General features: G+C 56.6%; 15 protein-coding genes. 6 read left to right on the top strand and 9 right to left on the bottom strand.

Going from position 1 to position 19,757, the window contains the following annotated elements:
• Positions 1 to 198: 198 nt before the first annotated feature.
• From G437_RS0100625 to xylA, 4 genes are all read right to left on the bottom strand, one after another.
• Positions 199 to 1,656 carry an amidohydrolase family protein gene (locus G437_RS0100625; RefSeq protein ID WP_024330668.1) on the bottom strand — a complete coding sequence of 486 codons (1,458 nt, stop codon included), beginning with the start codon at positions 1,654 to 1,656 and terminating at the stop codon, positions 199 to 201.
• A gap of 132 nt (positions 1,657 to 1,788) precedes the next feature.
• Positions 1,789 to 2,985, bottom strand: a complete 1,197-nt coding sequence (locus tag G437_RS0100620; protein WP_024330667.1) for an ROK family transcriptional regulator — start codon at positions 2,983 to 2,985, stop codon at positions 1,789 to 1,791.
• A 104-nt stretch (positions 2,986 to 3,089) separates the two neighbouring features.
• Positions 3,090 to 4,427, bottom strand: coding sequence for a sugar porter family MFS transporter (locus tag G437_RS0100615; protein ID WP_244263212.1), 1,338 nt, complete (start codon positions 4,425 to 4,427; stop codon positions 3,090 to 3,092).
• A gap of 96 nt (positions 4,428 to 4,523) precedes the next feature.
• The gene (xylA, locus tag G437_RS0100610; protein ID WP_024330665.1) at positions 4,524 to 5,870 is read right to left on the bottom strand and encodes a xylose isomerase; all 1,347 of its coding nucleotides are present in this window, start codon (positions 5,868 to 5,870) and stop codon (positions 4,524 to 4,526) included.
• Positions 5,871 to 6,072: 202 nt separating this feature from the next.
• On the opposite strand from xylA, the gene G437_RS0100605 reads away from it, so the two are divergent.
• Entirely contained in the window at positions 6,073 to 7,521 is a 1,449-nt protein-coding gene (locus G437_RS0100605) for a xylulokinase (RefSeq protein WP_231782326.1), read from the top strand.
• 41 nt (positions 7,522 to 7,562) lie between these two features.
• Here the strand turns inward: G437_RS0100605 and G437_RS0100600 are convergent, their stop codons facing one another.
• Genes G437_RS0100600 through G437_RS0100590 form a run of 3 tightly spaced genes read right to left on the bottom strand, consistent with a single transcriptional unit; the run spans position 7,563 to position 10,920 of the window.
• Positions 7,563 to 8,000, bottom strand: a complete 438-nt coding sequence (locus G437_RS0100600; protein ID WP_024330663.1) for a hypothetical protein — start codon at positions 7,998 to 8,000, stop codon at positions 7,563 to 7,565.
• Between the two features lie 9 nt (positions 8,001 to 8,009).
• Positions 8,010 to 10,325: a YhgE/Pip domain-containing protein gene (locus G437_RS0100595; RefSeq protein WP_024330662.1), complete on the bottom strand. Its 2,316-nt coding sequence runs from the start codon at positions 10,323 to 10,325 to the stop codon at positions 8,010 to 8,012.
• Complete coding sequence (locus G437_RS0100590) at positions 10,315 to 10,920, bottom strand: TetR/AcrR family transcriptional regulator (RefSeq protein WP_024330661.1); 606 nt, start codon at positions 10,918 to 10,920, stop codon at positions 10,315 to 10,317. Before G437_RS0100590 ends, G437_RS0100595 begins: the two co-directional genes overlap by 11 nt.
• Before the next feature lie 258 nt (positions 10,921 to 11,178).
• On the opposite strand from G437_RS0100590, the gene G437_RS0100585 reads away from it, so the two are divergent.
• The 3 genes from G437_RS0100585 to G437_RS10795 all read left to right on the top strand — a co-directional run bounded on the left by G437_RS0100585 (position 11,179) and on the right by G437_RS10795 (position 15,701).
• Positions 11,179 to 13,404 carry a bifunctional metallophosphatase/5'-nucleotidase gene (locus tag G437_RS0100585; protein ID WP_024330660.1) on the top strand — a complete coding sequence of 742 codons (2,226 nt, stop codon included), beginning with the start codon at positions 11,179 to 11,181 and terminating at the stop codon, positions 13,402 to 13,404.
• 195 nt (positions 13,405 to 13,599) lie between these two features.
• Positions 13,600 to 14,979 carry an immunoglobulin-like domain-containing protein gene (locus G437_RS0100580; RefSeq protein WP_024330659.1) on the top strand — a complete coding sequence of 460 codons (1,380 nt, stop codon included), beginning with the start codon at positions 13,600 to 13,602 and terminating at the stop codon, positions 14,977 to 14,979.
• Positions 14,980 to 15,098: 119 nt separating this feature from the next.
• Positions 15,099 to 15,701 (top strand): DUF4232 domain-containing protein, encoded by a 603-nt coding sequence (locus G437_RS10795; protein WP_024330658.1) that lies wholly within the window; start codon positions 15,099 to 15,101, stop codon positions 15,699 to 15,701.
• A gap of 106 nt (positions 15,702 to 15,807) precedes the next feature.
• Here the strand turns inward: G437_RS10795 and G437_RS10790 are convergent, their stop codons facing one another.
• On the bottom strand, positions 15,808 to 16,062 hold the full coding sequence (locus G437_RS10790) for an MDR/zinc-dependent alcohol dehydrogenase-like family protein (RefSeq protein WP_141739528.1): 255 nt from the start codon (positions 16,060 to 16,062) through the stop codon (positions 15,808 to 15,810).
• Positions 16,063 to 16,200: 138 nt separating this feature from the next.
• Entirely contained in the window at positions 16,201 to 16,503 is a 303-nt protein-coding gene (locus tag G437_RS10785; RefSeq protein ID WP_024330656.1) for an alcohol dehydrogenase catalytic domain-containing protein, read from the bottom strand.
• Between the two features lie 208 nt (positions 16,504 to 16,711).
• Between G437_RS10785 and G437_RS0100565 the strand changes: the two genes are divergently transcribed.
• On the top strand, positions 16,712 to 17,143 hold the full coding sequence (locus G437_RS0100565) for a MarR family winged helix-turn-helix transcriptional regulator (protein WP_024330655.1): 432 nt from the start codon (positions 16,712 to 16,714) through the stop codon (positions 17,141 to 17,143).
• Positions 17,136 to 19,448 (top strand): ATP-binding cassette domain-containing protein, encoded by a 2,313-nt coding sequence (locus tag G437_RS0100560; RefSeq protein WP_197409617.1) that lies wholly within the window; start codon positions 17,136 to 17,138, stop codon positions 19,446 to 19,448. The genes G437_RS0100565 and G437_RS0100560 overlap by 8 nt, the downstream gene beginning before the upstream one ends.
• The last annotated feature ends 309 nt before the right edge of the window (positions 19,449 to 19,757 follow it).

Raw genomic sequence — 19,757 nt, 5'->3', positions numbered from 1 at the left:
TAGCTATGGCCTTGCAAACAGTAAACCTTTCGCCGTAAAAAATCCCATATTTGGCACCGGATCTAAAAGGCGCGGCCTCTAGGCGGGCACAAATCGGGTTGCCAGCCGGTAAGGGGTAGCATAGCCGCCCTCGGTAAAGCCGGCGTTTCTAACCGGCTGGCTAATAATGCACGAATAAATCAGCCCTTGTGGTCTGTTTTAGAAGTTGGCTTGTAGGTTGCGCAGGGTTTGGTCCAGCCGAGGGCGATCCCAATAGGCGCCCGCGCGCATTACAGCTTGCACATCCTGCAGCGGGCAGTCGCCTTCGCCCCAATTAGTCAGCGGGTCCGAGCCGAGCAGAACCAGGTTCGCGTCGTAGCCTGCTGCAACCCGGCCCATGGCATCGGTCCGATCCAGGAAATCGGCTGCGTAGCAGGTGGCCTGGCGGAGGATTTCTAGCGGCTCCACGCCGGCTGAGCGCAGCAGCTTGAACTCATCGAACAGGCCCAGTCCGGCAATTACGCCGGTGGCCCCAACGGAATCAGTGCCGGCGATCATGGGCACGCCCTCGGCGGCAATAATGCCCGCTAGGCGTTTCTGGCACTCCCAGTTCAGGGCCAGTGCGTCCTTGATCTTAGAACCCAGTTTGTCGAATTTCTTGCCCGACTTGTCCCACTTCTTCAGCCGCCACTGCGGTAGGTAGGTGCGGCGTGGATCGCGGGCGTGTACCGGTGCGTTGGCGAAATTCTGGGTGTGCAGGCGGATCAGGGTGGCGCACTGCCAGGTGCCGTGCTGCTTCAGGTAGGCCGCCAGCTGGTGGGCGCGTTCGTCGTTGAAATGCTGGTAGGCAAGGATCATGGCCTTAGCGCCGGATTCCTTAGTTATGGTGCGGGGGTTAGTGATGATTGGATCCATCAGGCGCACGGTAATTTCGTCGCGGTAGGGGAAGTTTATGGTTGGAAGGGAGGGTAGGTCCTTCGGCGAATTTGTGTTCTTGACCTTTTCCTCTTCCGTTGTGGCTGGCGCCAGCATAACCGCTCCGGGGCCGATGTGTTCGATGCAAGCCATGCCCAGGTCGGCTGCTTCGCGCGGGTCTACGTGTTCGGGAAGGTGGCCGGCTACGGGGACGCCAATCTTGTTGGCCTCGTCCATCAGGGCGCGGAACGCGCTGGCCGAAACCATGCCAACTTTGATGAAGTCGGCCCCGCGCTGGGCCTGCTTGCGCACCTGGGTGCGGGCCGCGTCCGGGTTGCCCGCATTGATGGGGGTAAGTAGTGGGCCTGAGATAGAGAGGACTTCGGGGGCACCCAGCGAGGTGGGGAGCGTGCCCGCCTTGCGCTGGTCCAAAATTTTGTTGGATCCCGACATGTAACGGTATCCGGTAACGCCTGCCGCCAGCATGAGGGCGTTGGGAATAGCTACCTGTTCTGGCATGTTGAGGGCGTGGCAGTGCATGTCGTTGTAGCCGGGGAGGGCGAACAGGCCGGTTGCGTCTACTTTGGCTGCGCCCTCGGCATCCTTGGTGCCCGTGGGGTGGTCGCTAACTTTTAGGATTTTGCCGTCTTTTACGAGCACGTCTTGGCCCGCCTGCGCCGTGCCACCGCGTGGGTCCACCACCGTAACGTTTTGCAAAAGCACGTGTCCCAGTGCAGCCGGGGCGGGCACAAACCTTGTCATCGCAACTCCCTACGAAAGCGTATTTTTCTGCCCTCCATTATGCTCGCTTTGGTAGTGCTTTCGCGCGCTGGCGCATTTGGGCCTACCAGTGGTGCAGCCACTTTATAGAGGTAGGCCCTTCTTGTGAGGTGGCTAAGCACTCCAGGTTTCGGGGTTGCGGATGAAGGCTTCCAGCCCGGCGAGTGCGGCACCGCGGGCCGCAGTGAATCTGCCATATTTTGAAGGGCTCACTGAAATACTGGCCCACCGCGACGAGAGAACACGGTGACGCAGTTCGTCTAAGAACACGTCGCTGATTCGTTCGTGGAGTGCGGCCAGGTGGCCCCCTAATATGACGAGGTCTAAATCTAGCAGGTTCAGTACGTTTGCCACCGCTATGCCGAGGGCGCGCGCACACTCGCACAAGGCCTGTTCGGCCTTGGTTTCGCCCTCCCCGGCGGCAGTAAGCAGTTGGTCGATCGAGGCGTCCCGTTCAAGTCCCGCCCGCCGGACCATCGCTTCGAGCCCCGCGTACTGTTCCAGGCACCCGTTGGAACCACAGCGGCAGACCGGGCCCGCCGAGTCGACGCACATGTGCCCTATTTCCCCGGCCCAGCCGTGTTGGCCGCCAAAAATTTTTCCGCGTCGCACAATTGCTGCGCCAATACCTACCTCGGCGGAGAGGTATAGGAAGGTGGCGTCCGCGTTTAGTTTTCCGGGGGCCGAGTAGATGTAGGTGTAGGCGGAGGCGTCGGCCTCGTTAGCAAGTATTAGGTTCGTTGGGCTGATGGTGGCGGTCAAACCCGTAAGGTTGTCCCACTCAAATGCGCTGGGAGTTACGTTTTCCCACCCTAGGTTGGGGGAGGTAATAACGCTCTTGCGATCCGGCGTTACAAGACCGGGCACGGCCAACCAGATTGACACGATCTGCATACCGGCGGGGACGTTAAAATCGCGTAACAGGCTGAAGGCCCGCCCTATGACCTGCTTCGGGGACCCGGCCCGGCAAGCATAGGATTCGCACACCTTGAACAGCTCTGCCCCGGCCAAATCCAGTACTACCACAGCCAGGTAATTTAGATTCACCTCGATGCCGATGCTGCAATATGCCCCGGGGCGGGGAACTAGGGGAGCGGCTGGCCGGCCCACGGCGTTGCGCACCGGCTCCAGTTCGCTAACAATTCCCAAATCCACTAGTTCGTCTATAAGCCGGGAAACTGTGGGGCGGGCAAGGCCCACCTGTTTGGCGAGGCTGGCCCTAGAGAGGGCGGTTTCGGCGGAAAGGATGTTGCGCAACAGCAAGCAGAGGTTGTCTTGCCGCAGGGACTGGGAATTTTTGCCGACTGTCATTTTCGCCCTCCTATCTAACGCTTGCCCAAATTTGAAGGCGACCCGCCGAAGGCGGACCACCCCCCATGCTATTGCCAAAGGTGGTGGTCCGCTTACCTAAAAAGTTAGGCTGTTGCAGCCGCTTTTGTACGCAGTGATTCTTCAATCTCTTCTAGGGAGCGGTTGCGTGTTTCGAACACCATTTTCTGCGTGAATATGATGGCCAGCACGCAGGCCGCGGCGTAGCCGAAGAACAGGTAGCCGGTGCCGAAGAAGCTGAGTAGGAACGGGAAGGTCAGCGACACGATCGAGTTCGCCGCCCAGTTGATCACCGCGCCGAAGGAATTGCCGAGCCCACGGATGTTCAGGGGGAACATTTCGCCAATCATCACCCACATGACCGGCCCCCACGTGGCCGAGAAGAAGGCAATGTAAATCGTCAGCGCGATCGCGCACAGGTAGGCGGCCAACTGGCTGCGGCCCGAAAAGTGCATGCCCACGCTCATAATGATCAGGGATACGGCCATCCCCACAGCACCACCGATCAGCATCGACTTGCGGTTTACCTTGTCCATCAGCCAGATTCCAAGAACGGTCACAATCACGTTGAACACGCCAATGCCAATGTGGGCCAGCAGGGCCGCGTTTACGCCGAAGCCCACGTCGGTGAAAATCGTGGGAGCGTAGTACAGCACGGTGTTGCACCCCATAATCTGCTGGAATATTGCCAGCCCGAGGGCGGCCACCAGCGCTGGGCGGGCGGTCTTTCCGAAGAGTTCACCCCACCCGCCTTCTTTCACTGAAGCTTGCTCGTCAATTTCGGCGATCTTGGCATCGATTTCGCCCTCGTGCCCGCGGTACATGGATTCTAGGACGCGGTGGGCGGCCTCGCGTTTGCCGATCTTGATTAGGTAGCGGGGCGATTCGGGCAGCACCAGGGCGCCGAAGAACAGTACGGCAGCCGGCAGTGCTGCCAGCCCCAGCATCCACCGCCACCCGGTGTAGAGGCCAGCGAAGGCGTAGTTGGTTATGTAGGCCAGCAAAATGCCGGTCATCACCATCAGCTGGAACAAGCCGGTAATGAAACCGCGTTTGGAAACGGGCGACATTTCGGAAAGATAGGTGGGAACCAGTGCCGAAGCCGTGCCCACGCCGAGACCCAAAATCAGGCGCGAAATAATAAGCACCGCAACGGAATGGGCCACCCCAGATCCTAGGGCGCCTACGAAGAAGATAACCGAAGCGAGCAGTACTAGGCGCCGCCGCCCATACTTGTCGGACAGTGGACCAATTACTGCGGCGCCGATTACAGCGCCTAGCAAAACCGCGCTAACAACCCAGCCTTGCCCCCACGAGGCCAGTTTCAACTGGTCTTGAATAAACAAAATAGCTCCGCTGATGACACCGGTGTCATAGCCAAAGAGCAGACCCCCTAAAGACCCAAAAAGGTACACGAAGGTCATAGAGATTTTACGCATGAAAAACCGCCAATGGTCAGGCCGCTCACGGCCGAATGAAAAAGTTTGTGGGGCCGGGTCCGCCGGGCCCGGCCGGTGCGCCTAAGCTTCAGCTAGCGCTTTGACAATGTAGTTGTTGATGGTCGCTTTGAGAGTTTCCAGGTTGCCCGGCTCATTTGCGGCAATCAGCTCTGACTGCCTCTTGTCCAGGACGTGTGCCTCTAGGTCTGCTAGCGAAGCCTGGCCGGACTCGGCCTTGGCTCCCAAGCCGGAATCGAAGCTGGCGTAGCGTTCTTTCAGAACGTTTTCAATTACGCCGTCCTCGTGCATCTTGGCGGCTACCAGCAAACCTGCGGCGAACGAATCCATGCCTACCACGTGGGCGGCAAACAGGTCTTCTTCAGTGAAGGAAGAGCGGCGGGGTTTGGCATCGAAGTTTAGCCCGCCTTTTGCGCCAATGCCGCCCTCGGCCAAGATTTCCCACATGACCGAGGTGGTTTCGTACAGGTCGGAGGGGAACTCATCCAGGTCCCATCCCAGTAGCTTGTCGCCCTGGTTTGCGTCCAGGGAGCCGAGCAAGCCGGCCGAGCGCGCCACGCGGATTTCGTGCTGGTAGGTGTGCCCTGCCAGGTTGGCGTGGTTGCCCTCCAGGTTGAGCTTGAAATCTTTGTCGAGGTCGTAGCTCTTTAGGAATGCAATAGTGGTGGCGGCGTCGAAATCGTACTGGTGGGTGGTGGGTTCCTTTGGCTTGGGCTCAATTAAGAACTGGGCGTCGAGGCCGATTTCTTTAGCGTAGTCGACGGCAGCGTGGAAGAAGGCCGCCATATGATCCTGTTCGCGCTTCAGGTCAGTGTTCCACAGGGTTTCGTAGCCCTCGCGTCCGCCCCAGAAGACGTAGTTTTCGGCGCCCAGCTGCTTCGCGATTTCAAGGGAGTGTTTGAGCTGGCCGCCCGCGTAAGCGTAGATGTCAGCGAAGGGCGAGGTGGCCGCGCCAGCCTGGAAGCGGGGGTTGGTGAACAGGTTGCAGGTGTTCCACAGCAGTTTGATGCCGGTTTCCTGCTGCCGCTGTTCGATGCGGTCAACCACCTTGTCTAGGTTCTTGTTGGTTTCGCGAAGGGTGTCGCCCTCGGGGGCAATGTCGCGGTCGTGGAAGCAGAAGAATTCGGCCCCCAGCTTCTGGTAGAACTCGAAGGAATAGTCGACCTTGGCAAGTGCCAGTTCCATTGGGTCGGAGTACTTGTCGTAGGGGCGCTGGGCGGTGCCGTCGCCGAACGGGTCAACAAGACGCTGATTGAAGGTGTGCCAGTAGGCTACTGCGAACCGGCACCATTCAGACATTTTCTTTCCGGCCACTATTTTGTTCGGCTGGTAGTAGTGGAATCCAAGGCCCTGCTTCGGGTCGGCTGTACCCACGTAAGGGATTTTTCCGGTTTTCCAAAGGTCAGACATTTGTACCTCCTCGTACTGCGTCGGAAGCTGAGCCTCAACGACTTTGTAATGGTATGTTACAAAAAGTAGGTTAGCAGCGCTGCCAGGTCTTCGCAAGGGGTAAATTTCAAGATCAGAAAGGTTTGGGAGGCTACTGCAGGTTACGATATTGCAGTGCCAAATTATTGTTTGTAGCCTATAGTTATTGCATAAAACAAAGTCGATGAGGACGGCGCCAAAGTTGACGCTTCCAGCGGGAGACAAGATGTACGTAGCAGGAATCGATTCTTCGACCCAATCCACCAAAGTGCTTGTGCTAGAGGCCACCACCGGGCAAATTCTGCGGCAGGGGCGGGCGGCCCACCCAGACGGAACCGAAGTAGACCCGCAGGCGTGGCTGGCCGCCCTCAAAAAAGCCGTGGCAGAAGCGGGCGGACTGGAAGATGTAGCCGCGCTGGCCGTTGGGGGCCAGCAGCACGGCATGGTGCTGTTAGACGCCAAGGGGCAGGTGATTCGCCCCGCCCAACTGTGGAATGACACTAAGGCGGCGCCGGCCGCCGCAGCACTGGTTGAAGAAAAGGGCCCCGATTTTTGGGCCGAGGCTGTGGGCTCCGTTCCCGTTGCTTCCCTTACGGTTTCGAAGCTGCGGTGGATGGCCGACAACGAGCCTGCCAACGCGAGGCGGATTGCTGCGATCTGCCTGCCACACGACTGGCTGACCTGGAAGATTCGGGGTACTGGGCGGCTCGAAGATTTGGTTACCGACCGTTCGGATGCTTCCGGCACCGGCTATGTCGATTGCGCGGATGCCAGTTATCGCTACGACATTTTGGCCCACGCGCTGCGTATTAGCGAGGCCGAAGCCCGCCAGATCATTCTGCCGCGCATAGCCTCTGCCACCGAGGTGGTAGGTACGGCAAGCGCCGACTTCGGCGGCGGCAAGGTAGCGCCCGGTTGCGGCGACAACGCGGGGGCAGCATTGGGGCTAAATCTTGCCCACGGGGAGGCCTCGGTTTCTCTGGGCACCTCCGGGGTGGTGGCCGCTAGGTCTGACCATCCTGTGCGCGACGCGGTTGGCGGAGTTACCGGGTTTATGGATGCTTCCGGGCAGTGGCTGCCGCTCGCTTGCACGCTGAACGGTTCGCTAGTGCAGGACTATTTCTGCCGGATCCTCGGGACGGACTACAAAGAACTGGATGCCCTGGCCCAGGCGGGTGAGCCCGGTTGCGGCGGCATGGTCATGATTCCCTACTTCGTGGGTGAACGCACCCCGAACCTCCCCGACGCCACAGGGCGCATCTTGAACCTGCGTCCGGAAGCGATGACGCGGAAAAACTTTGCGCGCCTCGCCTTCGAATCTTTGGCCTGCCACATGAGGGCGACGCTCGAGGCCGTGCGTGCCGGAGGCATTGAAATTTCTTCTGCGATGGTGGTTGGGGGTGCTGCAAAATCTAGTGTGCTGCTGCAGATTCTGGCTGACATCATGCAGATCCCACTTTCGCTACCAGCCCCGGGCGAGTACGTAGCAAAAGGGGCCGCCCGGCAGGCCGCACTGGCCGCGGGCGTCGAGGTTGGCCCCAAGTGGGATCCGCAAGTAATAAAGCGGGTAAGCCCGGGCCAGGCGCCGCCCTCGTGGGAAATTTTCCGCAATGCTATGGGCGATCTTCTCTAAGGTAGCGGGGGGAAGCTAGCGCACACCCCGGTGGGCATGCGCTAGCTTTTGGTGGCGCTATGTTTGTCGGCTTCTGCCTCTAAGTGTTTCCAAAGCGGAGCCAGCCCGCGAAAGATTGCAAACTCCAAGCTCACGCCAAGGAGGCCGGCAATGGCCGCGGCAAGCAGCGGTGCCACCACTAGGCGCAAGATTGCTGCAGCTATGAGTATTTCAATTACAAAGGATACGGTCAGGCCGGTCCATTTGCGCGAATAGAGTTTCTTTGTACCAGCTTCGATAGCGCCACCAACGATGAGCAACAATATAAATAGAAAGACACATACGAGGTAGCTAGCCCACAGGGGGCTTACGAGCGCCCCGTCTTCCCCCAGCACCCAGCGGGTCACGTATACGGCCGCCAATAGGGGTAGGGGGAAGAGCAGGGGGATACTGAGCACTCCAAGAATGCCGCGCGTGCCTTCTAAAAGCATGATGCGCACGGGCTTACCTTAGCGGTGGCCCATCACCTGTTCCATGGTGGGCTTGTAGCCGTGGCGGCGGAAGTAGGCGGCCACCAGGACAACTATCGCTGAAATAGCAATGTAGGTGCCCAGTACAGCTCCCGTCGGTCCCATGGGAATGGGCCCGCCGCCGATTGCAGCGCGCAGCGCATCTACCGTGTAGGTGATGGGAAGCCAATCGTGAATAACCTGGAACAGCTTCGGGGCAGTTTGCACCGGGTAGATGCCCCCTGCCGCGCCGAGCTGCAACACGATCAGTAGCAGTGCGATGAAGCGCCCCGACGGGCCGAGGGCGGCAATCAGCGCCTGGTTGATCACCACGAACGTAAACGAGGTGAGGACGCACAGCCCAACTGTGGCGGCGCGATTGGCCGGTTCAAGGCCAACTATGAAGTGCATTCCTGCAAGCATCAGCAAAGCCTGGGCAACAGAAATGGCCGCGGTGGCACCTAGGGATCCTACCCCCACTCCCAGTGCGGAAACCTTCTTGTTGCGCATCAAGGTCTTATTGAGGGGGTTCATCATTAGGTAGAACGCGATCGCACCCACCCACATGGCCAGAGACATGAAGTAGGGGGCCACGCCAAAGCCGAATGGGCCCACGTCGTTTGTTTTCGTGGCGTCCAGTGTTACAGGGCCAGCAGTGTTTTCCGCACTATTGCGGGCCTGCTGTGCAGTGTAGTCAGGAACCTTCGCAGCGCCCTTTGACAGTGAATCTTTCAGCTGGGTGTTCCCCTGCGCGAGGGCGGAAGTTCCGTCTTGCAACTGGTGTGCGCCGGTTCCGGCCTGGCCAAGGCCGGAGCTGAGCTTGTCGGCTCCTGCGGCGGCGCGCTGGGCGCCTTCGGCTAGCAGAGGAGCTTTGGACTGTAGCTGGCTGGCACCGTTTGCTACTTGGCTGGTGCCGTCGGCTAGCCGGTTCGCCCCGTTGGCTGCCGCTCCAATGGAGGTGGTTGCCTTAGAGAGCGAGCCAGTGAACTTAGAAGTGCCTTCCGCAGCCTTTGCGGCGCCTGCGGAAAGCTGGGTGCCGCCCTCGTTTAATTTAGAGTTCGCCTCAGCAATCTTTTGTGCCCCGGCCAGGGCCTGGTCAGCCCCGGTCGCAAGAGCGGTCAGGCCCGTAGTGTCGTCGCCCACTAAGGCTGTTGCGCCCTCATTTAGCTTTTTCGCACCCGCCGACAGCTGGGCAGCGCCGTCCAGGAGCGGGCCAATCTTGTCCACTAACATTGCCTTGGGAATGAGGAAGGGGGCCTGGTCTAACTTCGCTCCCATAGTTTGCAAACCGGAATTCAGCTCGGCGGCGCCGGCTTCCAGAGAAGCAGCTCCCGCCTGCAGGCTTGCGGCCCCTTCGCTGGCCTTGTGGGAGCCAGCAGCAAGCTTCTTCATGTTGTCCGCCAAAGACGTGTTGGCGGCATTTAGTTCGCCAATCTTTTGGGACAAGAGCGCAGATTTGTCTGCAAGTTCCTTAGTGCCTTGATTCAGCTGGGCTCCAGCAGAGTCGATTTGCCCGGTCTTGCCCGCCAACTGGTTCAGGCCCGCAGCCAGCTTGTCCGCGCCTTCGGCCGACTTAGAGGCTCCTCCAGAGAGCTTGCCCGCGCCCTCGCTTAGAGCATTGGCACCGCCGGCGAGCGTCGCGTTCCCGCCCGCCAACGTGTTTGCGCCGCCCTGTAGCTTCCCGAGGGCGAGCGTCAACTTGCCCGCCCCCTCGTTGGCTTTGCCGGCACCGTCGGAAAGTTTGCCCGCGCCCTCGGAAGCTGTGTCCAAGGACTTGTGCAGGTTGGTGAAGGACAAGTTCACTTTCTCTAGGTACTCAGCCGTTATTTGGTGGGCCAGTTTGTCCTTAATTTTGTCTGCAACACCGGTGCCGAATTTGCCCACAATGTAGTTTTGGGAATCGTTTGAGGTGAAAGTGATGGTGGTGGGCTTCAGGTTCTTGGGGTCTTCTTGGGCAGCCGCGACGTTAGCAGAAAAATCTTTCGGAATTGTAAGAACTGCGTAAACGTCACCGCTTTCAAGTTTGGTGGCTGCCTCCTTAGCGCCGTATTGCTTCCAGCCTAGGTTTTGCTCATTTTCGGACTCGAGCATTTGGCGGGTAAGATCCGCGCCAATATGCAAGGTACCTGAGGTTCCTTGAGCCGGTTGGTCGTTGTTTACGATCGCGGCAGGAATCGTGTTCAGTTTGTCGATTGGGTCTTTGTACGAACCCGTCAAAATCGAAGAATAAATTAGCGGGATACAGGCCAGGCCGATAATTACCACAATGGTCAAAAGTGTGCGCCGGCGTGGGCTGATGACTTTTTCAGTTGCCATTTCCGCCTTCTTTCAGTTGTCCTCCCAGCAGCAGGGAGGTAGAAATTTGCTCAACATATTTTTCTAGTGAGGCTTTGGGGTTAGCCTCGGTCAGCAGCCACTCTTGGACAAGCCATATTGCCCCAGCAGCTAAGAATTGGCAATATTTTTCAGGGGCGATCGCTGTGAACGTTTCTACCTTGGTTCCTATCGGAGATACGTATTGCAGCCTGTGAGCAATGTAATCTACCAGGTTGTTTAGTAAATGCTGGGCGGCCGAAGAGTTGAAAACGGTAGCGCAGTAGGTGCCATCTTCGCTCAAAAATGTGAGCATCGTCCTTATAGCATCTTCGGTGGCTCCGGGATCTACGTTGCGCTCTTGGGGGATCGCAGCAAACATGTTTTCAATTCTGCGCAATACGGAGGCGCCGACCAGTTCCGTGATGGTACTGAAATGCTGGTAGAAGGTAGGGCGGCTAACGCCTGCTTTGGCGACCAGCTCGGTAATGCTTATTTGGTCTGGGTTTTGCCCGCGTTCGATGAGCTTATCCACCGCATCCAATAACGCGGTGCGGGACTTCTCGACGCGGGGGTCTAGCTTATGTTCATCTTCCACGCGTGATAATTTACGAGTGTAAAGAAAAGATTTCAAGTTTTTGTTTTACAAATGACAAATATTACGGGCTCGCGTAGGGCTGCCTCCTTGCTCCTTGTTTGGGTGAATAGAGCTGCCTCCTGGAGTTCTCTTGTTGTTCACCAAATGTTCTCTTACGGTCTATCGAAAATGATGTTCACTAGGCCTACTCTGTGAGGGTGTGTTAATTGTGTGCAAAAGCCCCGCGCGGGATTTTGCGTAAAATTTCAAGGAGTAACAGTGCCCCATCCTCATAGACTTGGCCCAATATTTGCGGCCTCACTGCTCTCGTTCGCCCTCGTGTCAACCCCTGCCCAGGCTTCACCCGAAGCCCAGGGGAAAGAAACCATTGATCTGGACCTGTATACGCTCACAGACGTGCACGGTCACATCGAACAGGTAACAAAGAAGGGGAAGGTAACCGAAGCTGGCGGCGGAGCCATGAAATGCTACCTAGATAAGGCGCGCGCCGCCAATCCCAATTCTTCGCTCATGCTGCTGGGGGACAATATTGGGGCCTCCCCGTTCACCTCAGGCATCCTAAAAGACAACCCCACTGTCGAAGTGCTCAACAAGCTCGACCCGGTTGCCTCCACCCTGGGCAACCACGAGCTTGACCTAGGTGTTCGCGCGTTCCAAGACCGCCTGAGCGGAAAAGGCGGGTTCTCTAAAGTGGGGTTTCAGTACCTGGCTATCAACGTCGAGGGCATCCAAGGCCTAGGTAAGTACAAGATTTGGACTTCGCCCTCGGGAATTAAAGTCGCCTACATTGGTGCCATCGCGGCGGACGTGCCCGCAAAACTGAACCCCGCAGAAACTAAGAACCTGCGGTTCAACGACCCGATCCCGCTGCTAAACCAGACGGCAAAGAAGTTGAAAGAAGATGGCCAGGCGGACGTGGTGGTAGCGGCCCTGGACGACGACACTAAGAATAACTACCGCAAGATGGACGCCGCCTACGTAGACGGTTTTATGGGTGGGGACACGCACGTGCCCTACACATTCTCGAAGGATGAAGGCGAGCCCGTGTCGGCCGTTGCTTCTGGCTCCTACATGGACAACCTGGGCGTGTTGCGCCTGAAAATAGATTCGAAAACGAAAAAGATTACTTCCTCTAAGGCACAGCTGATCCCCGCGGGGACCATCGCCCAATGCGGAAGCGACCAGGGCGTCCAACAAATCATCGATTCTGCTGCCGCGCAGGCTAAAGACGAGGGCGAAAAGCCGGTTGCCACCGGAGTGAAAGGTAAGTACTTGCGCGGGGTACACCTGGGCGAGGACGGCCAGCCGATCCCGGGGGCGAACCGTGGGGTTGAATCCACGCTGGGGGACATGATTGCCGACTCGCTGAAGGACGAAGTGTTCACCGACAGTGAGGGCAAGCAGAAAGTTGATATTGGGGTCATTCATGCCGGAGATTTGCGCGAGGACCTGATTCCGAACCAGGGGGTCATAACTTATGCGCAAACCTTTGTGGTGGAGCCGTTCTCTAACGACATTGGCTACCGCAAGATGAGCGGTGCCACTTTCAAAACCCTGCTTGAGCAGCAGTGGAAACTGAACAATGCCAGTGAGGAAGAAATGGCTGCCGCAGGGGTGCCCGAATCGGAGTGGCACAATCAGGGTTCGCGCCCAATGCTGAAGCTGAATCTGTCATCCAATGTTTCTTACACCTACGACCCGGAGGCCCCTTACGGCAAGCACATTACTTCCGTAAGCATCGATGGCAAGCCGTTAGAGGTAGATAAGACGTACACGGTGGGTTCGGTGAAGTTCCTACTAGATGGTGGCGATTCCTTTGCAGCTATGCGGGACGGGTCTCCCATTCGCACGTTGGGGGTGCTGGACCGCGATTCGGTGAATAACTATCTGAAGAATCATGCCGGCGAGCTTTCTCCCAGGTCTAAGAAGGCTTCCGTTGGAATCCGCCTCGTTTCAGAGCAGATTGATTCCAACGGGGACTTGACCTTCGAACTGCAGGGACTTTCCTTCACTGAAGGCCCGGGGATTACCAAACGGGTGAGCGTGCGTGTGGGCGACCACGAGGCCAGCGGGAAGGTAGACAATTCGCTAGCGGAAACTGAGCGTGTCCGCACCGATGGGGCCGGGAAGGCAACCGTGAAGGTGCACGTGGGGGCAGTGGAAAAGCCTCAATCGCTGCCACTAAGCGTGAAAACTGATTTTGGCGAGGTCGTAAGCCCGGCTCAGGGCTTGAAGGTACAGATTCGGCCCGCCGCAGGTGAGGCGAAACCGACCGAGCCCAGTCAGGATAAACCCGCAAACGAATCTGGCACGCCCGGTAAGGCGGGTCACGACGTTCCCGAAAAAGCTAGCAAGGCTAGTAAGAAGGCAGGCCACTTGGCTGCCACCGGCAGCAATGGCCAGGCTGAGTTGGCACTGAGTGCTCTGCTGCTGATCGGGGGAGCGTGTGTGCTAACGGCCAGGCGTCGTAACCGTAGCTGCTAACGTTGCTCCGCCCGGAGCATAGCTAAGCAGCAGGCAGGCAAGCCGGTTAATTCCGGTTTGCCTGCCTTTAATTTTTGGTTTTGTGCGCCAGCGAATTTCCGTGGAGTGGTCGGAGGCGGTGGTTGCGGGTAAAAAAGCCTAATGTGAGTTAGATAGCCGTCCTGGCATAAGGCAACCAGAACATAAGAGATTGCGATGAAAAAGAAATACCTATCTAGACCACTTTGGGGGATTGCTGCACTGACCCTGGCCATAGCTGGGAATGCTGGCGTAGCAGGTGCTGCCGAGGATCCTGTTAGTTTTATGTATGAAAAACCGGACGCTTCAAATGTGCAAAGCGCCAATTTCTACGCTTCCAATCCGCTGAACCCCAAAGAACGCATCGACTTAAAAGAGCATGCTTTTCAAACTATTCCAGCAGGATGGTTGTTAAACGGAACTATCCAGATGGCACCCGGAAAAGTCTTGACTAGCACTGCCAGTTCCATTACTGAAGATGCCTTCGAAACCTCTGTAACCGGGACGGGACGCAACGCCCGCCTAACCATGAAATTGAAAGACTACAATCCTTCCGGCGACATTTTCGCGTTAGGGTGGCAGACCGACGAGTTTAACTACGCCAGGTATAACCTGTGCGGCGGCAAGTGGACTGACAAAGAACCAGATGAGCCACAGCTGTTCCAGGATCCGGAAAAGTTCCGGCAAATCCATATCACGCCACTCGGAACCGTTTACAAGCCCACTAACCCAACCCGAGAGGGCTACACCTTCGTTGGGTGGGTAGGAAAGAGCCTGTTAGATAGGGCAGCAAATGAGGCTGACACGCCCAGAGAATTCACCCCGAACAACCTGTATTCGTTTACGGAAAAAGATCCCAACCGTACAGTTGGCTACACCCGGCACCAGATAGTTACTCTGTCCGCTCTGTGGGCCAAGGAACCTACACTAGAAGTTTCCGATAAGACGATTGCTGTAGGCGCCGATTTTGATCCGGCAGCCATGATTACCCAGGCGCAGGACTTCCAAAATAAATCATTGAAAGACAAGGCCCAGGTGCAGGGGGACTACGACCCAAACAAACCCGGCACATACACCCTAATCTTTACCGTGACAGACAAGTATGGGGGCAAAACCACCAAGAAGGCTAAGCTGATCGTAAAGCCGCAGGCTCCTGCCCCAAAGGATCCGGAAAAGGACCGGCCTACCGAGGGTAAGAACCCCGCGGATAGTGAGCGTCCTACGGATAGTGGGCGTCCTCAGGAAGAAACTAAACCCTCCGCCCCGCAGACGGAAGAACGGGCTGCGGTTGCCCAGGAAGAGGCCAAACCTGCGGAACAGGCGAAAACTGGCCAGCCGGCTGCCAGCCAGCAGCAACTCCAACCTTCCTCTGGCCCAAGCGCTCGCCAGATCCAGAAGAACCATGCCAATAAACAGGCACTTGCCAATCCCGCAGCTAAGGCTAAGCCTGCACCTGCACTGCCCAACACGGGCGCCGCAGCACTTACAATAGGCGTAATCGCAGCACTGCTGGTAGCTGGCGGTATCCTGCTTACCTTGCATAGAAAAAATCGCTAAAGTTAGAGACCGTATTTTGTCTTTGGGGGCCCCTGGGCCCCCAAAGATTCTTAAGCCCCAGCCTGAATCTGTGCGTCTTTCCCCCTGCGCGTGTGCTCCGCCCGCTCTAGGCTTTGGGTATGAAGACACTGCGAAGGCGGGCAGCAAGCACCATTATCTTCCTATCTTTCCTAGGGCTTACAGGATGCGGAATTTCCACAGAAAATACCGGCAAAAATAATGCGAGCGAAGTAGGCAGTGCCCCAACTATCAAACAGTCCGAGCCCGCCCGTCCTCTGCAAGAAGACCCTGGTTCGCAAGGCAAACTTCAGCGCTGCCACTCAAAGGGGCTAAAACTGGAAGTGGTGCAGCCCGAAGGGGGCGCAGCCGCAGGTTCGCAGTACTACCAAGTGAAACTAACAAACGTTTCGAAAAAAGAGTGCAACCTGTACGGTTTTGCCGGCATCTCATTTACGGACGCGAACGGGCAACAGATTGGGCAACCCGCCAGACGCGAGGGAGATGCCAAGCAAATACTTACCCTTCCCACCGGAGGGGCCACGGCCAGCAACCTTCGCATTTCCAGAGCGGAAAATTTCGCTGGTTGCGCCCCCAAAAAGAGCGCAACAGTGAAAGTGTATCCACCAGAGGAACGGGAAGCGCTGACCGCTAATTTTGTTGCCAAGATATGTTCTAGCGAGATCGTAAATTCCTCCATAGGCCCTGTGTCCAAAACCCAGTAAGCCCTGGCTACCGACAGGCCGAGCCTATTCCCTATTGACTACCACCACGGACTTCAGCGATGTCGGATCGCCTGTGGAGGTGAGGGCTGCTTCGGCCTCTTCCAGGCTAAATTCGGCCGTCCGCAGTTGGGTCCACGACTTTCGTGGCGCTGTGCCTCAGGATCATTTCCCGCCTGGTGGGGTTGGGTTCGGAAACGATAATTTCGGAGGCTCCGAAACTCTTAGCAGCCAGGGCCGTGAGCGTCCCAATTGGGCCCGCACCAGTGATGTAAACCCTCGATCCGAGTGTGGTGTGGGATTCCATGTTTGCCCACAAGCCGACGTTGAATGGTTCAAGTAGTGCAGCGGCGTCGTTGCTCATCTGTGGGGGGATGGCAAAGGTGAAATCGGCGGGAGCTAACACGTAGTCGCAGAAAGTCCCGTCTACTGGGGGAGTGGCGTAAAACTACATGTGCGGGCACAGGTTCAGGTGTCCTGTCTTGCAGTAGCGGCATTTGCGTCAGGGTACTTGCGGGTCGATGGAGACCCGTTCCCCGATTCGTGCTTCGTCCTCGGCACTGCCAGCCGCCACTACGATCCCGGAAGCTTCGTGTCCCAGGATCAGCGGTTCTTCCACTTTAAAACCAGCACACTCGCCAGTGCGGTAGTAGTGCACGTCTGAGCCGCAAACGCCCACGGACAGAACTTTGATAAGAAGTTGGCCGGGCGAGGGCGTGGGGACCGGTCGTTCCTCCATCCGCATCTGCTGCTGCCCTAGCAGGACATTTGCTCGCATGGTCTTAGGGATGTCGTAGGTGGCCATTTTATTTCCTCCTAAACGAGGTGGCGTCGTTACCGGACGGGACGGATGCGCCCCGCCATTCATTAGTGTGGGAAATCTGCAGAGGTGTGTGGGCAAAATCGGGGGTTGATGAGATTAGGTTCATCTTCAGGACTGGAAATAGTGCAATAAATTCACTATGATTGCTAATCGGTAACTATTTATGTGAGGTAATCAATTTGGGGGCTCGGTGGCAGATTTAGCGCCGTGTTTGGTTGATTTGCAGTGCGAGCTAGTGGCTGAAAGAACGCTGGTCAATCCGCAGGAGATCTCTTGGCTTCAATACGATATTCTGCTTCAGCTTGCGAAAGTAGATGATCTGTTGCCTTCGCGCCTAAGCGTGATTCTTGGGGTGTCGCGAGTAAAGCTGTCGAAGGTGCTCAAGGGCTTGAAGAGTGCTGGCTACGTAGTTCAATCACCTAGCAGTTTAGATGGTCGCGAGTTGTGCACCAGCATTACCGATTCTGGTAGGGGCTTACTTGCTGACATTTCGGCAAAACACGTTTCCTTGCATCAAACGGCGTTACAGGTTTTCACCAAACAAGAGCAACAAGAATTTGCTCGACTTGCCGAAAAACTATCGCTTGCTCTCAAGGCGGCGAGGGAGCAAGCAAATGGGTGAAGCCGCCCATATTCGTCCGGGCGAGCGGGAGATCAGGATTGTTGGAGCGAGGACGCATAATTTGCGTAACGTATCCACCTCGATTCCTAAGAACAAGTTGGTAGGGATCGCTGGTGTTAGCGGGTCGGGCAAGTCCTCGCTGGCGTTGACTTTAGCGGCTGCAGGCCAGCAAGCGATAGCCTCACTGTTTCCCCCTTTCTTACAGGCAAGAATGAATACTTTAAGCCCCGGAGTTGTTGATGAGGTGCAAGGGCTGACTTTTACCGCTGTGGTCAGGCAAAAGAGATTCAGTAAGAATGTGCGCTCCTCGGTTAGTACCGTTACCGGGATTGCCCCGTATCTACGGCTTATGTTTTCGCGGGCGGCTACTCCTAGCGCAGGATTTTCACCCTCATATTCACCAAATGACCCTCGCGGCATGTGTAAAAAGTGTGCAGGCCTGGGGTATGTGGATCGGATCGATCTTGCCGAATTAGTTGACCCCGCCAGAAGTCTGAACGAGGGCGCGATTCGTTTTCCGTCTTTTGCGCCAGGAACTTACCGGTGGAAAAGGCTAGTGTGCTCTGGGATAGCAGACAATGACACCGCTTGGAAATTATTGTCTCCCGAGGTCCAAGAGCTTCTTCTTTATGGTCAGAACGTTAAGCTTCAGCGCCCTCTGCCTGGGTATCCAAAACACGGCAAGTTTGATGGAGTGATCCCTCGGATAGAAACCTCGTATTTGAAAAAAGCCGGGGCAAAAATCACTGCGAAAGAAAAGATAGCCCTAGACCGGATAGTCAGCCATCTAGTGTGTGCCGCTTGCGACGGCCAAGGCATCAATGCTGCCGCAAGGGGTAGCCGCCTTAATGGCCTGAATATTGCCGAAGCTTCCCAGCTGAGCATCACCGATTTCATTGCTTACCTTGGCGGTATAAAGTCTGATGCGATAGATAAACCGCGCGAGAAGATTCTGAACAGGGCAAAGAGTATTTGCGAGGTTGGGTTGGGGTATCTCTCGCTAAACCGCCCTACCGATTCCTTATCTGGGGGTGAAGCCCAAAGACTGCGCATCGTCGGGCTTTTAGGGGCGTCGATTACCGATACGACCTTCGTTATGGATGAACCATCAAGCGGCCTACACGCCAGCGATATTTACCGGCTGATAGCGGCTCTGCGGAAACTGCGCGACAGTGGCAACACTGTCCTTTTAGTAGAACACAATATCGAAATACTACGGGCTTGCGATCGCGTAATTGAGCTAGGGCCCGGACCAGGATCGCGTGGCGGGAAAATAATATTCGAGGGAAGTGCTAAGGACCTAGCCAACGCCGTGACACCCACTGGAAAAGCAATGCGAGCCAAGCTCGAATTACCTGGTACTCCTGTTTATGCAACGGGAAGTATCGACGTCTCGCACGCAAATCTAAACAACCTCAAAGACGTATCCGCCAGCTTCCCAACGGGGGCGCTGACAGTAGTTTCCGGCGTGGCTGGATCAGGAAAAAGCTCCCTCATAACCGTCCTGGCTGAGCAGAATCCCCAAGTGGTGCTCGTAGACCAGGTACCACTTGCAGGAAGCGCGCGTTCGTCACTACTGACAGCACTTGATCTTGCTGATCCGGTACGCAAAGTCTTTTCCCAAGCCTCAAAGCTGCCCGCAAGCTGGTTTAGTGAAAACGGTCAGGGCGCATGCCCATCATGCAAAGGAAGAGGTACGACACGCGTCGACATGGCCTTCATGGACGACGTTGAAACAATTTGTGAGCAATGCGGCGGAAAGAAATTCAACACCAAGACACTGTCTGTTCGGCTGCCTTTCGGCGGCCGGTTATTGTCCATCGCAGATGTACTCGGCACAAGCGTCATAGACGCAACTAAGTTGTTCGCCAACTATCCTGAGATAAGTACCATTACACTTCTTTTACAAGACGTGGGACTGGGATATTTGAAGCTAGGACAAACCCTCAATACTCTTTCGGGCGGGGAGTTGCAGCGGCTCAAGTTGATAAAACAGTTAGCCACTAGCTGTCCCAGCCAAAAATCGGTGCTGATATTGGATGAGGTCACCACCGGGCTACACCCCAACGATGTAGAACACCTAATCACCTTTCTGCGACGACGCACAACAAAAGGTTTCACCGTTATTGCCGTAGACCATAACCTGCGGCTCATCGCTAAAGCCGACCACAACATCGACCTCGGCCCAGGAGCCGGGGATGAGGGCGGAAGCATAGTATGCGAAGGAAGCCCACGGACACTAGCAGATTGTGCCAGTTCTCAAACCGGCAACTGGCTAAGCAAAATCAGCACACCAGTCAGCTAGCAGCCAGCCAGTTTCTTCCACTTCCGGATCTTGGATCGAAACGCGGTAAACGGGGCAACCGTGTTGAGACCAGGACGTCGGATTTGATAACCGCTGCGTGAACACGCGCGCCCTTCTGAATGGTGGGTTGGTCTTTCCTATAGGTAATTGACTCTCATGCGGCACCGACGGGTCACCCTAGTAGACGCGCATAATGAGGTCCTGCTTTCATAGCGTGGATGACGAGTTCGTTGCCGCTATCGAAAATCAAAACAACGGTTTCAAGCAAGCGTCCATCGGTAGCAAATCCAAGCCGCAATTCTCGTTGGG

Source organism: Winkia neuii subsp. neuii DSM 8576, assembly GCF_000420405.1.
GTDB classification, from domain to species: Bacteria; Actinomycetota; Actinomycetes; order Actinomycetales; family Actinomycetaceae; genus Winkia; species Winkia neuii.
This window is presented reverse-complemented; position numbering and strand designations above follow the sequence as displayed.